Raw genomic sequence first — 18,029 nt, 5'->3', positions numbered from 1 at the left:
CAGATGAACAATATGATTTTGCTGTTGAAACAGCTGGAACGGCAGGGGGTGAAGCTGGCGCTGAACGACAAGGGCCAGCTTATCTCCCAGTCGAGCAAGGAGGCGGTGACGCCTGCCATCGGCGCCACCATCAAGGCCCACAAGGATGAACTGGTGCGCTGCCTGGCGGCCCGCGCCGCCTTCGAGGCGCCTATCGTCGCCGAGGGCGCCCGGCAGGGGCCGCTTTCGTCGTCCCAGAGCGGGCTCTGGTTTATCGAGCAGTACGAGGAGGCCTCCCACCTCTACAATATGCCGGTCTACTTCAGGGTGAGCGGCGAGCTGGACACGGCGGCGCTGGAGTTTGCCTTCGACCACCTGTTTGCCCGCCACCCCAGCATGCGTACCCGCTTCATCAAGGACGAGGCGGGCAGGGGGGCGCAGGAGATCCTGCCCCACGCCCCCTTCAAGCTGCAGATTGAGGACGTGAGCGCAGAGCCCGCAGCCGAGCGCGAGGCCTATGTGGCCCGCCGGGTGCGCGAGGAGATAGGCCGCCCCTTCTCCCTGACCCAGGGGGATCTGAGCCGGGTACACCTTATTCGGCTGGGCAGCCGCGAGCACGTGCTGCTGATCACCCAGCACCACATCATCTCCGACGGCTGGTCGGTCAAGAACATGTTCGCGGATCTCAAGCGCGCCTTTCTTGCCCACCAGAATCGCGAACCCCTGCAGGTGAGCGAGCTGCCGCTCACCTACATCGACTATGCCCGCTGGTTCAACTCGGACCGTTTTCTCGATTATCACGCCGAGTTCAAACCGTTCTGGGTCGACCGGCTCGGTGGCAGCCCCGAAGTGCACGGTCTGCCGCTCGACAAGCCGCGCCCGGCCCATCAGGACAGCGGCGGCGAGCTGGTCTTCTCCACCATCGACAACGATCTGTGGGAGAGTTTCAAGCGCCTGTGCCAACGCCACAGCACCTCCAACTTCATCGGTCTGCACGCCCTGTTTGCATTGCTGATGGTGCGCCAGAGCGGCGAGAAGGAGGTGGTGATCGGCACCCCGCTCGCCTATCGCGAGCGCCACGAGATCGAGTCGCTGGTGGGCTTTTTTGTCAACACCCTGGTGCTGCGCACTCAACTCAGCGGCAAGCCCAGCTTTGTCGACTATCTGCAGCAGTGCCGGGAGGAGGATCTGGCGGCCTTCGATCACCAGCTCTACCGCTTCGAGGCGCTGGCCGAGGCCATCGGCGCCGATCGCACTACTGCCATCAACCCCATCTTCCAGATCATGCTGGTCTATCAGGCCAAGGTGGACTTCAACGATCTCATCCCCGGCTGCCAGCTGGTGGAGGAGACCTCGCCGGTGCTGCCGGCCAAGACCGACATCTCGGTCAAGGTGACCGAGCTGATGGACTCTGTCAGGGTGGACTGGCTGTTTGCTACCGCCCTGTTCGAGCGAGAGACCATCCAGGCCTACGCCGATCGCCTGCTGCACCTGATGCGCGCCGTGGTGGCGGCCCCCGAGACCGATATCTGGCAACTGCCGCTGGAGGCGGGCACCGACCAGGCGGCGCTGGCCGCACAGCTTGCCGACCTGCCGCGGGACTACCTGAGCCGTGACACCCTGCTCTGTCATATCGAGCGGCGCGCTGGGAAGTGCCCGGACGCGTTGGCGGTCAGCGACGGTGCGCAATTGTTGACCTATGGCGAGCTGGAGGTGCGTGCCAACCGGCTGGCCTACTGGCTGCAGGCTCAGGGCGTCACCCCGGGCGCCGCCATCGGCATCCAGGCCAGACGCGATGTTGCCTTCGTCATCGCCCTGCTCGCCTGCTGGAAAGCGGGGGCGGCCTATGTACCCCTCGACCCTGCCTATCCCGCCGAGCGGCTGGCCCATATCCTGGGCGATGCAGCCATCAGCCTGGTGCTGGGTGGCGTGCCGGACCCGCGGCTTGGCGAGGCGCTGGCGGGCACGACTGCCGAATACCACAACCTGCACCAGCTGGCGCTGGACAAGATGTCAACCAGCACGCCCGCACTGCCCCGGGACGCCGCCATGCTGGCCCAGATCATCTACACCTCCGGCAGCACCGGCCTGCCCAAGGGAGTCATGGTAGAGCAGGGCAGCCTGGTCAACCTGATGGCGGATCACGGTGAGCGGATCGCCCTTGATCAGAATGGCGCCATGTTTAACTGCATGTCCCTCTCGTTTGATGCCGGCAACATGACCAGCTTGCTGCCCCTGTACTGCGGCGCGGCCCTGCACTTCGGCGAGCCGGGCGAGGGGGTGATCGGTGCCGCGATCGCTTGTGGTGCCAGCCATATGATTTTGCCGACCGCCTTGCTCGCCAACCTGCTGCCAGCGGCGGATCTCGGTTCCCTCAAGGCCATCGGCTTTGGCGGTGAGGCGTGCCCGAGCAGCCTGGTGGAGCGTTGGGGAGAGCGGGTGGCGCTGTTCAACATGTACGGCCCGACCGAGTGCACCGTCACTGCGCTCTGCGCGCGGCTCACCCCGGGGGCGCCCATCACAATCGGTCGACCCGTCAACCACCTGAAGGCGCTGATCCTGGATGAGGCGGGCAACCTCTGCCCGGTGGGGGTCCCCGGCGAGCTCTGCCTGGCGGGGCTGGGGCTGGCCCGCGGCTACCTCAATCTGCCGGAGCGCACCCAGGAGGCCTTTATCGAGCTGGCCTTAGATGCAACGAATGAGGAACGCACATATCGCCTCTATCGCACCGGCGATCGGGCCCTGCTGCGTCGCGATGGCAACATCCAGTATCTGGGTCGGATAGACGAGCAGATCAAGCTGCGCGGTTATCGCATCGAGCCGGGTGAGATAGAGACCCGGCTCGCCGAATTGTGCCCGGTCATTCGCCAGATCAAGGTGGTGGTGCAGGAGGGGCGCCTGCTCGCTTATGCCTGTTTGCAGGCCGGGGCAAGGGAGCCCGACGGGGATGCCCTGCTGCAGCGGGCCGGCGAGTGCCTGCCCGAATACATGGTGCCGGCGCGCCTCTGCTGGCTGCCCGAGATGCCGCTCACCCCCAACGGCAAGCTGGACTTGCGCCGCCTGCCCGCCATCGTCTGGCAGCAGAGCAAGGGCGAGCCGCAAAACGAACTGGAGCAGACCGTGCTCGCCATCTGGCAAGGGGTGCTCAAGCAACCGCTCGGGGTGGAGGATGACTTCTTCCGTCTGGGCGGTGACTCCATCCTCAGCATCCAGCTCACCACCCGGCTGCGGGATGCGGGACTGCACTGCAGCGTGAAGGACGTGTTCGAAGCCAAGACGGTGCGCCGCCTCTGCCGCCAGCTCGGCCAGCAGCAGGCGGTCAGCCACAGGAGCGAGCAGGGCAGCCTGACCGGCGAGTTCCCGCTCCACCCCATTCAGCACTGGTTCTTCGAGCAGGGCTTTGCCAAGTCCGGTCACTGGAACCAGGGGGTGATCCTGCGCCTGCCGGCCGGGGTGGATGATGAGGCCCTGCGCGGCTGGCTGGATGCGTTGCGCCAGCACCACGATGCCCTGCGTCTGGCGGTGACCCCGACCGGCCAGCGCTACCTGGCCGAACTGCCATTGCCGCCGCTGCCGACTCTGGATGCCGCCAATCTCGATGAGATAGAGCTACAGGCCCGCCTGACCGAGCTGCAGGGAGATTTCGACCCTGCCAGCGGCCATACCCTGGCCTGGGCCCGCCTGCGTAATCTCTCTCTGGAAGGTGAGCGGGAGGGCGAGCGCGAGACGGTGGAGGGGCTCTTCCTCGCCTTCCATCACCTGGTCATCGATGCGGTCTCCTGGCGCATTCTGGCCGAGGATCTGGCACGGGTGAGCAGGGGTGAGCCGCTGCCCGCCAAGGGCAGCAGCTATCGCCAGTGGGGCGAGGGGCTGGCGGCCTACGCCAAACGGGAAGAGGATCAGCTTGGCTTCTGGCTGGCTCAGGGGGAAGGCAGCCAGGGTCACCTGCTGGAAGCGGCGCGCGCCGCCGATGGCCGCGCCGCCGCCAGCCTGCTGCAACTGAGTCAGGAGACCACGGCCCGGCTCATCGACACCGCCAACCAGGCTTACTTCACCCGGGTGCCCGACCTGTTGCTGGCGGCACTGACCCGTACCCTGAACGAGCAGGGTTACGGCAGCCGTCACTGCGTGATGCTGGAAGGGCACGGCCGCGAGGCCATCGATGCGGAACTGGACGTGAGCCGTACCCTGGGCTGGTTCACCAGCACCTACCCGTTGGCGCTGGCGGATGCCAAGGAGTGGGATGCGCTGGTGTGCGCCACCAAGGAGCAGCTGCGCGCCGTACCGGACAAGGGGGTGGGCTTCAACGCCCTGCGGCTGCACCACCCACGTGGCTGGGCACTGCCCGAAGCCCTTATCGTCTTCAACTACCTGGGGGTCAGTCATCAGGGCGAGGCTGCTCAGCCCTGGCAACCCCTGCCGCTGGTGCCGGGGGCCCCCACGTCCCCTGACAACCTGCCGCGCGAGCTGGTCAGCCTGCACGGGGGCGTGTTTGATGGCCGCCTCACCCTGCGCCAGGTGGGCGCCCTCAACCAGCAGGCGAGCGATGCCCTGATGGCGCGGCTGGCGGATAACCTGACGGCGCTGGTGGAGCACTGCTGCAACCTGAAGGCCCCACGCCACACCCCGAGTGACTTCCCGGTGCTTGGCCTCTCGCAAACCGCGCTCGACCGGGTGCTGAGCGGGCGCGAGGTGGAGACCTTGCTGCCCATGACCTCGCTTCAGCAGAGCATGTTCCATCACAGGGCGTTGCTGCCCCGGGATCACGCCTATCACCTGCAGACCGAGCTTGACTATCGCCAGCCGCTGGACGTGGCAATCTACCGTCAGGCCTGGCAGGGGCAGATCGCCCTTTGGCCGGCCCTTCGCAGCGAACTGGTGCTGGCGGATGGGGTGGCGCTCCAGCGCATCCTCAAGCGCGCCGAGTTGCCATTCCACTATGAGGACTTGTCTGAAGTGGAACATGCAGAGGCACGGATCCAGGCCTATCGCGAGCAGGATCTGGCCCGCCCGATCCCGCTGGAGCAGGCGCCCCTGCTGCGCCTTGCCTGCTTCAAATTGGCCCCCGATCACCACAAGGTGATCTTCAGCGCCCATCACGGCGTGCTGGATGGCTGGAGTGGCCCCGTGTTGCTGGGTTCCCTGCATCGCGGTTATCAGGCGCTGATGAACGGCCTGTTGCCGCAGCGCGAGCCGGATACCGCCTGGCTCGAATTTGGCCGCCATATCGCGAGCCAAGCCCGCAGCGCCGACGCCTACTGGCAGGGGCGGGGCGAGCTCTTGGCAACGCCTAACGATCTCGCCTGCCTGTTCGGGGTGACGCTGGACGCAGGCTCAAGCGGGCGCCATACCCAGCAGCGACCGGCGGTGTGCGCCACGGCGTTGCCGGCCGAGGTGGCGACCTTGCTCGCGCGCCGTGCCCGCGAGCTTGGCGTGACCGCGGGCCTGTTGGTTCAATATGCCTGGCACCGTCTGCTGGCATGCCGCTCTGGCGATGCCGTCACCCTGGTGGGCAACGTGACCCCGGGTAGGGATTACCCCATCGAGGGGATCACCGCGAGCGTCGGGCTCTACATCAACAGCCTGCCGCTGGCGCTGGCGTGGCGCACCGAGCTGACCCTGGCCGAGCATATCGCCCGGTTGCAAGCCGATCTGATGGCGCTCAACGAGCACGGCACCCAGTCGCTGGCGGCACTGACCAAAGGACGGGCGCGTCTGTTCCAGAGCCTGTTCGTGTTCGAGAACTACCCCATGCCGGCAGCCCCTGCCGCCCCCGAACCCCACCAGCTGGTGCCGCGCTTTGGCGCCGTGGTGGAGAAGGTGGAGCTGCCGCTCTCCTTGGTGGTCAGCAGCCGGGGCGAGACGCTCCAGTTGCGGCTCGAATTCGACGGCGAGCAGATCCCCGAGGCCCGGGCCGAGGCGGTGCTGGCTGACTGGCTGGCTGAGCTCGCCTGGCTGGCGCAGGCGGATCTGGGCCAGCCGGCCAGCGTGGTGGTGGCTCCGCCCCCGGTGATGCCGCAGGTGGCCGCCACACCATCGACTGTCACACAAGTGGCTGCCCCCGGTCTGGCTCAGCCGCCGGCCGAGGCCCGCGTGCTGGTGGCCCTGTGGGAGCGCCAGTGTGGCGTGCCCGGCATCTGGCAGCAGACCCTGTGTGAACTCGGGGTGGATTCGGTACAGCAGCTCGCCTTGCTGGCGGCCCTCAACGAGGCATTTGGCCAGGAGCGGGCGCCGCTTACCCTGCAGACGCTCAAGGCACACCCATCCCCCAGCCGGCTCTATCGGCACTGGCTGGTGCGCCAAACGGAGGCCGAGCTATGACGGCGACCATCAAGCATGAGGCTCCGCTCGTGCAAACCCGGCCTGCCCCCCGTGAGGGGGCGGCCAACCTGGGGGCGCGGCTGGCGGCATGTCTGGCCGCCACCCCGCTGGCCCCCGCCATCCGTATGGGCGGGGAGGGCCTCAGTGAGGGCGGATCAGATGAGCAGTGGCTTAGCTATGGCGCGCTCAATGATCGGGTGGCCCAGATTGCCGCCCGCCTGCAGGGGCTGGCGGTGGGGGAGCGGGTCGGCCTCTATCTCTCCCGCAGCCCCGATCTGGTGGCCAGCCTGCTTGCCTGCCTGCGCCTCGGCCTCACCTTCGTGCCCCTTGAGCCGGACTTTCCGGTGGAGCGGCTGCAGGGGATCGCCCGTCAGGCGCGCCTGTCGGCGGTGATCTGCGATGGCGACAGGCCGGCTCCCGCCTTCGGCTGTCCGCTGCGTACCCTCGATGGGCCGGCAGCGGCAGGGGCAGGGGCCGTCTCCTGGCCCCAGGTGGATGACGCCCTGGCTGCCTACATGATGTTTACCTCGGGCTCCACCGGCGAGCCCAAGGGGGTGGTCATCAGCCGGCGGGCCCTGCTCTGCTTCCTCGACGGGATCCGCGAGCGGCTCGGGCTCTCACCTGGCTGCCACTGGCTCTTCATCACCACCCCGGCCTTCGACATCTCCCTGCTGGAGATGCTGGGGCCGCTCTGGGGCGGTGGCCGGCTGACGGTGGCCGGCGGCGAGCATAACAAGGATCCGCTGGGGATGCTGGCGCTGCTCGAGGCTGACCCCTCCATCAACTGGCTGCAGGCCACCCCGGCCTGCTGGCGCATGCTGCTCAAGGCCGGCTGGCAGGGGCGCAATACCCTCACCGCCCTGTGCGGTGGCGAGGCACTGGACACGGGATTGGCCGAGCAGCTCTGTGCCCGCACCCGGCGGCTGTGGAACTGCTACGGGCCCACCGAGGCCACCGTCTGGTCGCTGGTGAGCGAGGTGCGCTGGCCACCGACTGATGGCCAGATCACCATCAGCCACAGCCTGCCCGGCTATCGGCACTGGGTGCTGGATGAGGCGGGGCAGCTGGTGGCAGAGGGGGAGTGCGGCGAGCTCTGCATCGAGAGCCCAGCCCTGTGCGAGGGGTACTGGCGCAAGCCTGCCTTGACCAGCGCCGCCTTCCTGCGCCTTGCCACCCATCGCCTCTATCGCACCGGCGATCGGGTGCGGCGGCTGGGGGCCGACAGCTTCCTCTATCTGGGGCGGCGCGACGATCAGGTCAAGCTGCGCGGTTTTCGCATCGAGCTCGGCGAGGTGGAGGCGGGGCTGCGCCGCCAGGCCGGGGTGCAGGAGGCGGCGGTGCGTCTGGTGGGCGAGGGGGATGACGCCATGCTGGTGGGCTACGTGGAGGCGAAAAGCGGGGTGACCCTCAATCGCCTCGCCCTGCGCAAGGGGCTGCAGGCGACGCTGCCGCACTACATGGTGCCGGCACGGCTCATGCTGCTGGATGCCCTGCCCAAGACCGGCAGCGGCAAGCTGGACAGAAAGGCGCTGCCGTTAAACGAGTAAGAGATATGTCGGAAGGCCATAAACCCGAAACAAAATAACAAAAGCCCCCGCACCTGGATGCGGGGGCTTTTTTGACGAGGATTGCCGGGAGCGTTACTGGCTGCTGAACAGCTTGGTCTGGGGAGTGGACTGGGCGGTCAGGCTCATGCGACCGGAAGTCTCCAGCCAGGATTTGATCCGCTTGGCATCGGCCACCCGGGCATTGGGGGTATCGGCATTGAGCAGCACCATGATCACCGGCTCGCGGTTGATCTGGGTGGCCATCACCAGGCAGCGACCCGCCTCGCGGATGTAGCCGGTCTTGGAAAGGGAGATGGGCCAGCTCCCTTCGCGCACCAGCCGGTTGGAGTTGAGGTAGTGCAGCTGACGCTTGCCGTTGCGCACCATGCGCTCCTCGGTGGAGGAGTACTGGCGAATGAGCGGATAGGTGGATGCCGCCGCCACCAGCTTGGCGAGATCGTGGGCGCTGGAGACGTTGCGAGGGGTGAGCCCGGTACTGTCGGAGAACTGGGTGCTCCACATGCCGAGCATGCGGGCCTTGGCGTTCATCGCCTCGATGAAGGCGCGCTGGCCACCGGGGTAGTTTCTGGCCAGCGCCGAGGCGGCGCGGTTTTCCGACGACATCAGGGCGATATGCAGCATGTCGGCCCGGCTCAGACGTGAGCCCACCGCCAGCCGCGACCCGGTGCCCTTGAGTCTGTCCACGTCGGCCATGGTGACGGTCAGCATCTCGGAGAGCCGCTGATTGGCATCGAGCACCACCAGTGCCGTCATCAGCTTGGTGATGGAGGCTATCGGCATGACCCGGTTGGCGTTGCGCTCCGACAGCACTTCACCGGTACGCGGGTTGGCCACCACGAAGGCGGCTGAGCTCAGCGCCAGATCGTTGCGCTGCTCCAGAAAGCTGTTGGGGGAGTGGGACTGGGCTGAAAACGGATTGGCCTGGGCGCTCTCCATGCTGACGGGAACAAGGAAGGCACCGAGCAACAGGGTAAGAAAAGGGCGAGTAATCATGATTTGACGCTACCGTACGGCTGACAGGGATATTTGGCTAAGTTATATGACGGTAATTGACGCTTCACAACGTCTAATGGCCCGATATTTCAATTTTATGGGATGGCGCACCTTGAAATAACGGTAATGGCGGCTATGGGTGGCTTCATACGAGTAATGATGGGGTGGGCAGGAGTGGGGAATCTGGTCGAGGCGCGCGGCTGGCGGCGCCCCCTGGCCGCCAGATAGTGACTTTTTTACCTCTCTCTGCTGCTTGTTTCCTTCCTCTCGCTCATTCTGGGTGATCATCTCTGCTGAAAACGGCCTGATCAGGGGCGGCAACATGCGCTGATGGTCGCCATGGCCGGATGTGGATCATCACAGGATCAAGGGGATAACGGCAGGGCTCTTGGCATGCGCCCGCTATGGTGTCATGGCCACCCGCATCAGCGCCGAGGGGCTGTTTTCGACAAAGTAGTGCCAGAGGTGATCATAGAGTGCCTGCTGGCCGGGGAAGCCCGCCAGTGCCTTGGCCTCGGCCAGGGTGCTCCAGCGGTACTCGGTGTGCTCGTGGTTGAGGGTCACCGCCTGCGTTGGCGGGCAGTAGACCACGAACACCGGCACCAGACAGACGGTGTTGGTGGCGTGCTCGTAAAACTGCTCCAGATACTGGCCGTTGTAGAGTTCGTGCACGACGATGCCGGTCTCCTCGCGAAATTCGCGCACTATGGTTTGCCAACCGGTTTCCCCTGCCTCGACCGTGCCCGCCACATGACACCAGAAGCCGCCCTTGACCCGTTTCATCATCAGCAACCGGGTCTCGCCCTGGACGGTGGAGAGCGCGACGCCGGAGACGGCGTGACAGCGAATGGGGATCATGGGATAGGCTCCAGAAACAGGTTCAATGGACGCCTATTGTTCGGCCGCCGACGGGAGGTTGGCAAGTGATTTCCCTGCCGGCGGCGTTTGTGCGGGCCAAACGTGACAGGGGCATTCAGCCCCAATCACGCGTGCGGTCAGCCTCCCATCATGCGGGCAGTCTGGATCGCCTCGATCAGCGCGGCCCGATTGATGCGGGGGCGCTCCTCGTCCAGCAACTGCTGCCAGAGGGCGATGGCCTGGGAGTAGCGGCCGTGCAGGAAGTGATCGGAGGCAAGCAGCATCAGAGCGCTCACCTCACCCTTGTCCTGCTTGAGCGCGCTATCGAGCAGGCGCAGCGCCTCCGGGGTGAGCTGCTGGCCCGCCTGATAGTAGAGCACGGTGGCTTGGGCGGCCTGGGTCGCCGCGCTGGCGCCCCCTTCTTGCAGGGCGAGGCGCTGGTAGGCGAGCAGGGCGTTGGCGTACTCGTCCCGATAGAGATAGAGCTGACCGAGCGCCGCCCAGCCGTCGAGATCGGCAGGGTTGGTTTGCAGGCGCTGGTGCAGAGCGCCCAGCTCCTTGTCCTGCAGATCCCGCGGGCTCAATCCCGCCAGCGGATCGGGACGCGACTGATAAGCCTGCCACGCCTGATAGCGGCCGGTGCCGGCATAAATACCGGCCATCAGCGCCAGCAGCAGGGCCCCAAGCAGTATCCATGAGCGCAGCCAGGGCAGCGGACGGGCGGCGCGGTCCTTGGCCAGCCGCTCGCGCAGGACCTGTTCGGCGGTTGGGGTGGCGTTGGCGAGGCGGGCCAGCTCCAGTTCCCGATAGAGGCGGCTAGTGGAGGCAAGCCCCGCCTGCTGCTTGGCCATAATCAGCCGGTTCAGCTCGGCCCTGGGGTCGTGGGTGAGCGCCCCCTCGGCTCTGTCGCCGATAAGCGGCACCCGCGCCGGTTGCCGGCGATGCAGGCTCCTGCGCAGACGATTGAGTGCCAGCAGCAGCAAGAGGGCGGGACCGCCCCACAGCAGCGCCGTGCTGAGCTTGAAGGGGGGATCGTAGCGCACGAAATCGCCGAAGCGCTCCGTCATGCGGGCGATCACCTGCTCATCAGACTGCCCCTCGTCCACCCAGCGGTAGACCTCGAGCCGCAGATCCCGGGCGATGGGGGAGTTGGATTCCACCAGGTTCTGGTTCTGGCACTGGGGGCAGCGCAGGGCGCGGGCCAATTCCTGAGCGCGGGTCTGCCGCTCGGGGTGACGAAACTCATAGGTGTCGACCCCGCTGGCAAGGGCCCCGAGGCTCAAGGCCAGCAAGAGCGGCGCTATATGGGCGTGGCCGAGACGGCTCATGGCTTGCTCTCCTGCACTTGTCTCTTTACTTCTCTCTCCACTTCTCTTTCCACTTCGGGCTGGCTAGCGATGTTGCTGCGGGCCTTTGCAAGCAGGGGGGCAAACTGGCGTTGCCAGATCTCCCGGGTGAGCAGGCCGGTATGACGGGTCAGCAGGGTACCGTCGCCGGCGAAGAGATAGGTTTCTGGCGTGCCGTAGACGCCGAGCTCCAGTGCGAGTCGACCGTCGGGGTCGGCCAGCACGGCGCGATAGGGGTTGCCCGCCTCGGTGAGCCAGGCGCGAGCGGCATCCCCCTTGTCCCGGTAGTTGAGGCCGTAGAGGGGCACGGCGCTGGCCAGCTCACCCAGCAGCGGATGCTCGGCGCGGCAGTTGGGGCACCAGCTGGCCCAGACGTTGAGCACGAAGGGCTCCCCCTTGAGCGCCGCGGTGTGGATGGGGGCGCCACCAAGCAGATCATCACTCTGCCAGGCAGGCAGGGTGCGCCCTGCGACGGCCTCATCCTGGCTGTAGGGGTTGTTGCCAAGGCCGAGCCAGAGCAGGGCTCCGAGCCCCAGAGTGAGCACGAGCGGCACAAACAGGCGCAGACGGGCGTTCATAAGGACTCCTGTTCGAGCCGAGGGCAGGAGGCGGTCGCTGACGCAGGATGGCTAGCCAGCAGCGGCCGGCGGGCTAGCAGGCGCAGGGCGCCGCCCGCCATCATCAACAGGCCGCCGAGCCAGATCCAGCGCACCAGCGGCTTGTAGTGCAGCCGCATGGCATAGGCGCCGGGCCCCATCTTATCGCCGAGCACCACGTAGAGATCGCCAAACAGCCCCCACGCGATGCCGGGCTCGTTCATGTTCATGGTGCGCACGCTGTAGTGACGCCGCTCCGGCGTCAGCCGCGCCACCTCTTTACCGTTCTGATGCACGCTGAGAGTGATGCGTTCGGCGGTGTAGTTGGGGCCGATGATGGGCTCGCTCCCCTCATAGCGAAACTCGAAGGCGCCGAGCCGATAGGGCTTGTCGGCGGCGAGCACGGCGCCCCCCTCCTGACTGTGGTGACTCACCTGTGCAATGCCGAGGGCGCACACCGCCACCCCGAGGTGGGCCAGCAAGCTGCCGAGCCGATTGAGGGTGAGCTCGCGCAGCGACGTCGGTTGCAAGAGCGGGAGCAGCAGGCTGGCCATCAGCCAGAGGCTCAGCACGTTGGCCGCGAGCCCCAACCAGCCGCCCCGCAGCGGCTCGGGATAGGCGAGGCTTAGCAAGGTGCCCCCCAGCAGACCGAACAGGCATGGGAGCAGCACCTTGATGCGGTGCTGGGCTGCCAGATGCTGCCAGCGCAGGCGCGGCAGCTGGGTCATCATCGCCATCAGGCAGATGGCCAGCGGCACGAAGATGGTATTGAAATAGGGGGCGCCCACCGAGAGTGAACCCAGATGAAGCGACTGGAACACCATGGGATAGAAGGTGCCGAGCAACACGCTGGCGCAGGCCACGCTGAGCAGTAAGATGGCGGCGCCGAGCAGTCCCTCCTTTGACCAGAAGCCAAAGCGGGCATAGGGGGCGCGAATGTCCGCCCGCAGGGCAAACAGGGTGAGAGCGCAGGTCAATAGCAAGCCGAGCAGCAACAAGAGGGTGAGGCCGCGGCTGGGGTCGACTGCAAAGGCGTGCACCGAGGTAAGCACCCCGGAGCGCACCACGAAGGTGCCGAGTAGGCTCAGTGAGAAGGTAAAGATGGAGAGCAGCAGCACGGCGTGGCCGTAGGCGCCGCGCTTTTCGCACACCACCAGGGCGTGCAGCAGGGCGGTGCCGAGCAGCCAGGGTAAGAGAGAGGCGTTTTCCACCGGATCCCAGAACCACCAGCCGCCCCAGCCGAGCTCGTAATAGGCCCACCAGGAACCCAGCATGATGCCGGCGGTGAGAAACACCCAGGAGCCGAGCGCCCAGGGGCGGCTCCAGTGGGCCACGGCGCCATCGAGCCTGCCCGAGTGCAGCGCCGCCATGGCGAAGGCGAAGTTGACCGCAAAGCCGACATAGCCGAGATAGAGCAGGGGCGGGTGGATGATGAGACCGATATCCTGCAGCATGGGGTTGAGATCGCGCCCCTCCAGCGGCCCCGGGAACTGGCGGTCAAACGGGCTGGAGAAGATCAGGGTGTAGAGACCGAACAGCCCGACGATCAGCCCCATGATGGCCAATACCCGGGTTGTAATCAGCGGATCGACACGCCTGGAGCAAAGGGCCACCAGGGCGCCCCACAGCCCCAGCGCAAAGACGAAGAGCAGCATGGAGCCCTCGTGGCCGCCCCACACGGCCGCCAGCTTGAAGCCAAGCGGCAGGGCGCTGTTAGCGTGCTGGGCCACATAGACCAGGGTGAAGTCATCGAGGCCAAAACAGCTGGCGAGCAGCAGCAGGGCGGCCAACAGCAGGATCGCGACCAAGAGGGCCAGCGGTGTTGCGCAGCCCAGCAGCGGGCGGGAGGCGAGCCGCAGCCCCAGCCAAGGCAGCAGCCCTTGCAGCAGGGCGAGCCCGGTCGCCAGCAACAGTGAGAGATAGCCGAGCTCCGCCAGCACACAACCTCCAGTCAATCATTCGTCTATGTTATGCCGCAGCGTCTGCACCGTACCGGCGCTGGGGGATAACATCCACATTCTTGGCAACAACTCATCGCAACAAATAAGCGCCAGTCACCCGAGGGTGGCTGGCGCTGGTGATCATACCGTTATACGACTGTCATCTGGCCGGCATAGAGCACGAAGTAGCGCAGCAGCAGGATCCCCACCAGGGTCAGGCTGCAGACCAGCACCAGATAGCCGTTTTTGGCCCGCAGCGGCGCGGGAGCAAGCAAGGCCAGCAACTGGGGCAGCAGCATGCCGATCCCCACCACCCCGAGCCAGAACACCTGAGCCCAGAAGCCGCTGCCGATGGCGGCCCACATGGCTGCCTCCTTCTGGCCGCCACCGAAGTAGAGGCCGGTAAAGAAGCAGACCAGCAGCAACACCTCCACCGCCAGCACCGGCCGCTCGAAGCGGTGCACGAAGCTCACTCCCTGGCTGTGATGGTTCTCCTTGAACAAGGTGACCGCCAGCAAGATGGTGGAGGCGATGCCGGAGCTGACGCCGGAGATGAGGAACAGCACCGGCAGCACCGGGTTGTTCAACAGCGGATAGGTCTTGAGCGCCGACAGCAGAAAGCCGGTGTAGGCCCCCAACAGCACGGCGAGCAGCAGCAAGAGCGGCGCCAGCAGCCGCTCGATGCGGGCAAGCCAAGCGATGAGATCATCCACAAAGGCGAACTTCTCTTGCAGCAGGTGACGGCGCAAGGTCTCGATCTCGGTCCGAAACACCACCGCCAGCCAGGCGAACAGCACCGCCATGTAGACCTGAAACAGCATGACCCCCATCGACATCACGGAGTCGAACTGGTAGTGGAACATCAGCTTCCAGAAGGTCCAGGGGCGGGCCAGGTGGAAGATGAGGATCAGTAACCCCAGCACCACGCTCACCGGCGCCAGAATGGCGGTCGCCTTGATGATGCCGCTCTCGCTGCCGGCCCCCTTGCGGCGCAGCAGCACCGAGAGGGTGGTGGCTCCGGCGGAGATGCCGAGCAGAAAGAGATAGATGGCGATCGGCCAGTCCCAGACGAGGGAAGGGAAGTGAAATGCCTCTTGCATGGTCATGACTTTATCTCCCCTTTGGGCACGCGGTACATCTTGGGCGAGGTGCCGAGTGCCTGCTTGTAGCGATAGGTGGTCTCCTTCACCAGCCGTTTGGCGATGGGGCTGTCCGGGTCATCCAGATTGCCGAACACCAGCGCCTTGGTGGGGCAGGATTCCACGCACGCCGGCTCCTTGCCCGCCGCCAGGTTGGTCTTGCGGCAAAAGTCGCACTTGTCCGCCACCTTGGTCACAGGGTTGATAAAGCGCACCTGATAGGGGCAGGCGGCCAGACAGTACATGCAGCCGACGCAGAGATCCGGGTTGACGTCGACGATGCCATCCTCCTTGCGGATATGGGAGGCACCGGTCGGGCAGACGTGTACACAGGGAGCGTTGTCGCAGTGCTGGCAGGACTTGCGAAAGAAGTGGTACTCGGCATCTGGGAAGGTGCCGATGGGGCCGGAGCGGATGATCTCGAGGCGCGAGACCCCCTCTGGCACCTGATTGACCTCCCGGCAGGCATCCATGCAGGCGGTACAGCCGATGCAGGCCGTCTCGTCGTGGATCATGCCGTAGCGGACCCCGTCGATGGTCTGGCTGTGGGCGAGGGTGGTGGCAAGGGAGCGGGGGTTGGCACGAGCAGCCCCCGTCATCATGATGAGGGCCCCCGCGCTCATCCCCGCCATGAAGTGACGGCGAGAGCAGCTCATTGTGCCTCCTTGCCCGAGGTGGTGTTCGCCTTGGCCGCCTTGACGGCCTCATGCTGCTTGCTGTGGCAGTCGACGCAGAGCTTGATGCGGGACTTTTCCGGAATAGCCACCATGGGCTCCTTGGCCGGGTGCAGCTGGTGGCAGCTGGTGCAGGTGAGCTTGGTGGCGTGCACGTCGTGGGCCCAGAGCGCCTCGCGCAGCGGTTTGGGCTCGTGACAGCTCATGCAGACCCCGTTCTGCTCGGCGATGGGGTAGCTCTCGGTGCTCTGTTTGTCCTTGAAGCTGTCGCTAAAGCGCATCACATCCTTGACCCCTTCCCGGTGTTTGGGGGAGGGCTGACCATGGCAGTTGGTGCAGGTGACCGGCGCCAGGTTGTTGGGGTTGGTCGCCTGGCCGTGCTTGCCGTGCATGCCGTATGCCTGCTCCTTGTGGCAGTCGGTACAGGCGGCATCGGGATTGCGCAAAAACTCCACCTCATGTGTAGCAGAGACAGGTGTGGCAGAGAGGGCCGCAGGGGCGTTCGCCGCATCGGCGGCCTGACCCTGCAGGCTGGTCAGCAGCATGGCTGCCATCAGCATCAGTCGTAAGAAATCCATCGTTAAATCACCCATAGGAAGCCTCCATCCGGCTGCGGGCCCGACACTGCGGGCCCGCATGCCTCGTCATTGTGCGAGCCGTCCGGCCGCTTTGGCCTCGGCATCCCAGGCGGGGACAGTGGTCTTGAGGAACTGGGCCTTGTCGCTGTTGAACTGCTTCATGTCCATGCCAAGAGCGGCCTGGGCCTTCTCCTTGCTGGAGATGTCAGGAATGGCGATCTCGTGGCTGATCCCCTTGGCGGCCAGCAGGCGTGCCAGCTTGGTGCGGGCGTCGGCGGCCTTGTCCAGGGCGGTCCCCAGCATGCGCAGCGCCACTTCCGGGGCGTGCATCTGCACCCCGTGGGAGGCGATGGAGAAGTCCCAGCGCCATTGGGCGTGACGGATATCCTGCAGAATGTCCTTCATCTCGGCTTCGGTGGCGCCGGCATCCCAGGCGGCCTTGGCTTCAAAGTGGGCGTGCACCAGCTGCTTCTCGACTTTGAGCTTGATCTCGGTGACGGCATCCTTGCGCTGCTTGACCACCCCTTGCAGCATCTCCTTGCTCTGGGTGTGGCAGTTGCGGCAGGTCTGGTCGAAGCGATCAAAGGGGTTGCCTACCTTGTGATCGGTGTAGACCTTGCCTTGCTCGTTCTGCACCTTGGGCATGTGGCAGTCGACGCAGGCGACGTTGTTCTGGCCGTGAATGCCGGCGCGCCAGGTCTCGTACTCGGGGTGCTGGGCTTTGAGCATGGGGGTCTTGGAGAGGGCATGAGTCCAGTCGGCAAAGCCGATTTCATCGTAATACTGCTCCATCTGCTCCACTGTGGTGCCCTTGTCCCAGGGGAATTTCACCGCCTTGGTCGGGCCGCTGAAGTAGTACTCCACGTGGCACTGACCGCACACCTGGGACTGCTGATCAAAGCGCCCCTGCTCCTTGAACGGCTTGCCGATGGCGGTCATGGCCCGGTCGGCATAGGGACGGGAGAGGTGCAAGGCAGGTTTGCCCTCCTTGAACTCTTTCGAGGCGGTGTCGTGGCAGTCGGCGCAGCCGATGGTGTTGACGATCTCGGGGCCGCCTTTTGCCCACATCCCCTTGAAGTAGCCATCCTCACCCTTCTCGTCGATGACGCGGGCCACGTCCGGGCCTTTGCAGCTCCAGCAGGCCATGGGCAGCGGACCGTCTTCGGCGGTTTTGGGGGCGCCGGTGCGCAGGGTTTCCCGCACGTCGGTCAGCGCATAGAAGTGGCCGCGCGGCTTGTTGTAATCCTTGGAGAAGGGGTAGCCGGCCCAGAGCACCACCATCTGCGGATCTTCCGCCAGGGCGTCGGTGCGCTCCTTGCTCTCGCTGGTGCCTTTCCAGCTGGTGAACTGATCGGCGTGATCCTTGGCGAACAGCTCGCTGCGCGCCTCGATCTTGCCCTTGGGTTGTGCCTCGTCGGCCGCCTGTGCCCAGCCGCTGGTGCCAAGGCAGGTGGTAAGCAGCAGGGCGGCGAGGCCCAGCCTGGTCTGTCTGTTGTGTGAACTCACGATCATCACTCCCAAATCGATCTCATTGCCAAGCCTGACCGTTCCATCCTGGATGTGGGCATCAGCCCCCGCACAAGGCAGGAGCAGGCAGGCCGATTAATTGTTATTAGTGAATAAAACCCATGTATTTATGCGATTGCTCGAGCTGGATATTACCAAATGGGTAAAACGAATGATGATTTATCGGGAGCGGGATTGCGCTAGATCAATTGTCGGAGCAGGCAACAAGCGGAAATGAGATCCCGGTTAAATTATGAGGAAACTCAACTTATTGCATCATTGTTAACGCGGTGCACCACGCACCCTGGCGGCCATGGCCCGCCAGCCCGCGTCCTGCAAGGGAATGTGCGTCAAATGGCGCGAGCTGTATTCATTTAGGGATAGGAAATTCCCTGTGAATAGATATGCATTATTAAGAACAGGGGAAGGGAGCCATGATGATCCCCTGATTGCCGGATTCAATCAGGGGTGGCAGCGGCGGCTGCGTCACCTTTTGCCATACTGGATCCGTCCGCGCAGGAAGGGATCCTG

At 65.3% G+C, this 18,029-nt stretch carries 11 protein-coding genes; 2 read left to right on the top strand and 9 right to left on the bottom strand.

The features are described 5' to 3' along the window. The first annotated feature begins 3 nt into the window (after positions 1-3). The gene (gene amoG / locus AHA_RS12495) at positions 4-6,300 is read left to right on the top strand and encodes an amonabactin biosynthesis non-ribosomal peptide synthetase AmoG (RefSeq protein WP_164927662.1); all 6,297 of its coding nucleotides are present in this window, start codon (positions 4-6) and stop codon (positions 6,298-6,300) included. Continuing rightward, on the top strand, positions 6,297-7,847 hold the full coding sequence (gene amoH, locus AHA_RS12490; protein WP_011706304.1) for an amonabactin biosynthesis glycine adenylation protein AmoH: 1,551 nt from the start codon (positions 6,297-6,299) through the stop codon (positions 7,845-7,847). Before amoG ends, amoH begins: the two co-directional genes overlap by 4 nt. Positions 7,848-7,940: 93 nt before the next feature. Here the strand turns inward: amoH and pbpG are convergent, their stop codons facing one another. The 9 genes from pbpG to nrfA form a co-directional block, all read right to left on the bottom strand. Then, positions 7,941-8,861 (bottom strand): D-alanyl-D-alanine endopeptidase, encoded by a 921-nt coding sequence (gene pbpG, locus AHA_RS12485; protein WP_011706303.1) that lies wholly within the window; start codon positions 8,859-8,861, stop codon positions 7,941-7,943. Positions 8,862-9,263: 402 nt separating this feature from the next. Next, a complete protein-coding gene (locus AHA_RS12480) occupies positions 9,264-9,719 on the bottom strand; it encodes an NUDIX hydrolase (RefSeq protein WP_011706302.1) in 456 nt (151 codons plus the stop codon). A gap of 137 nt (positions 9,720-9,856) precedes the next feature. After that, positions 9,857-11,047, bottom strand: coding sequence for a heme lyase NrfEFG subunit NrfF (nrfF, locus tag AHA_RS12475; protein WP_011706301.1), 1,191 nt, complete (start codon positions 11,045-11,047; stop codon positions 9,857-9,859). After that, on the bottom strand, positions 11,044-11,643 hold the full coding sequence (locus tag AHA_RS12470; protein ID WP_011706300.1) for a DsbE family thiol:disulfide interchange protein: 600 nt from the start codon (positions 11,641-11,643) through the stop codon (positions 11,044-11,046). The genes nrfF and AHA_RS12470 overlap by 4 nt, the downstream gene beginning before the upstream one ends. Further along, positions 11,640-13,601: a heme lyase NrfEFG subunit NrfE gene (gene nrfE / locus AHA_RS12465; RefSeq protein ID WP_011706299.1), complete on the bottom strand. Its 1,962-nt coding sequence runs from the start codon at positions 13,599-13,601 to the stop codon at positions 11,640-11,642. The genes AHA_RS12470 and nrfE overlap by 4 nt, the downstream gene beginning before the upstream one ends. A 149-nt stretch (positions 13,602-13,750) precedes the next feature. Then, positions 13,751-14,707 carry a cytochrome c nitrite reductase subunit NrfD gene (nrfD, locus tag AHA_RS12460; RefSeq protein WP_011706298.1) on the bottom strand — a complete coding sequence of 319 codons (957 nt, stop codon included), beginning with the start codon at positions 14,705-14,707 and terminating at the stop codon, positions 13,751-13,753. Then, entirely contained in the window at positions 14,704-15,396 is a 693-nt protein-coding gene (locus AHA_RS12455) for a 4Fe-4S dicluster domain-containing protein (RefSeq protein WP_011706297.1), read from the bottom strand. Before AHA_RS12455 ends, nrfD begins: the two co-directional genes overlap by 4 nt. Further along, a complete protein-coding gene (gene nrfB, locus AHA_RS12450; RefSeq protein WP_011706296.1) occupies positions 15,393-16,007 on the bottom strand; it encodes a cytochrome c nitrite reductase pentaheme subunit in 615 nt (204 codons plus the stop codon). The genes AHA_RS12455 and nrfB overlap by 4 nt, the downstream gene beginning before the upstream one ends. A 51-nt stretch (positions 16,008-16,058) precedes the next feature. Beyond that, on the bottom strand, positions 16,059-17,504 hold the full coding sequence (gene nrfA, locus AHA_RS12445; RefSeq protein ID WP_011706295.1) for an ammonia-forming nitrite reductase cytochrome c552 subunit: 1,446 nt from the start codon (positions 17,502-17,504) through the stop codon (positions 16,059-16,061). Positions 17,505-18,029 lie beyond the last annotated feature (525 nt).

This window comes from Aeromonas hydrophila subsp. hydrophila ATCC 7966, from assembly GCF_000014805.1.
In the GTDB taxonomy this organism is placed as follows: domain Bacteria; phylum Pseudomonadota; class Gammaproteobacteria; order Enterobacterales; family Aeromonadaceae; genus Aeromonas; species Aeromonas hydrophila.
The sequence above is the reverse complement of the archived record's forward strand: the minus strand, read 5'-3'. Positions and strand labels throughout refer to the sequence as shown.

Bases quoted from the DNA above. Each gene is read 5' to 3' on its own strand.
- nrfA (WP_011706295.1), bottom strand. From the start codon at position 17,504: ATGATCGTGAGTTCACACAACAGACAGACCAGGCTGGGCCTCGCCGCC.
- AHA_RS12480 (WP_011706302.1), bottom strand. From the start codon at position 9,719: ATGATCCCCATTCGCTGTCACGCCGTCTCCGGCGTCGCGCTCTCCACC.
- AHA_RS12470 (WP_011706300.1), bottom strand. From the start codon at position 11,643: ATGAACGCCCGTCTGCGCCTGTTTGTGCCGCTCGTGCTCACTCTGGGG.
- nrfD (WP_011706298.1), bottom strand. From the start codon at position 14,707: ATGACCATGCAAGAGGCATTTCACTTCCCTTCCCTCGTCTGGGACTGG.
- AHA_RS12455 (WP_011706297.1), bottom strand. From the start codon at position 15,396: ATGAGCTGCTCTCGCCGTCACTTCATGGCGGGGATGAGCGCGGGGGCC.
- amoH (WP_011706304.1), top strand. From the start codon at position 6,297: ATGACGGCGACCATCAAGCATGAGGCTCCGCTCGTGCAAACCCGGCCT.
- nrfF (WP_011706301.1), bottom strand. From the start codon at position 11,047: ATGAGCCGTCTCGGCCACGCCCATATAGCGCCGCTCTTGCTGGCCTTG.
- nrfB (WP_011706296.1), bottom strand. From the start codon at position 16,007: ATGGGTGATTTAACGATGGATTTCTTACGACTGATGCTGATGGCAGCC.
- amoG (WP_164927662.1), top strand. From the start codon at position 4: ATGAACAATATGATTTTGCTGTTGAAACAGCTGGAACGGCAGGGGGTG.
- pbpG (WP_011706303.1), bottom strand. From the start codon at position 8,861: ATGATTACTCGCCCTTTTCTTACCCTGTTGCTCGGTGCCTTCCTTGTT.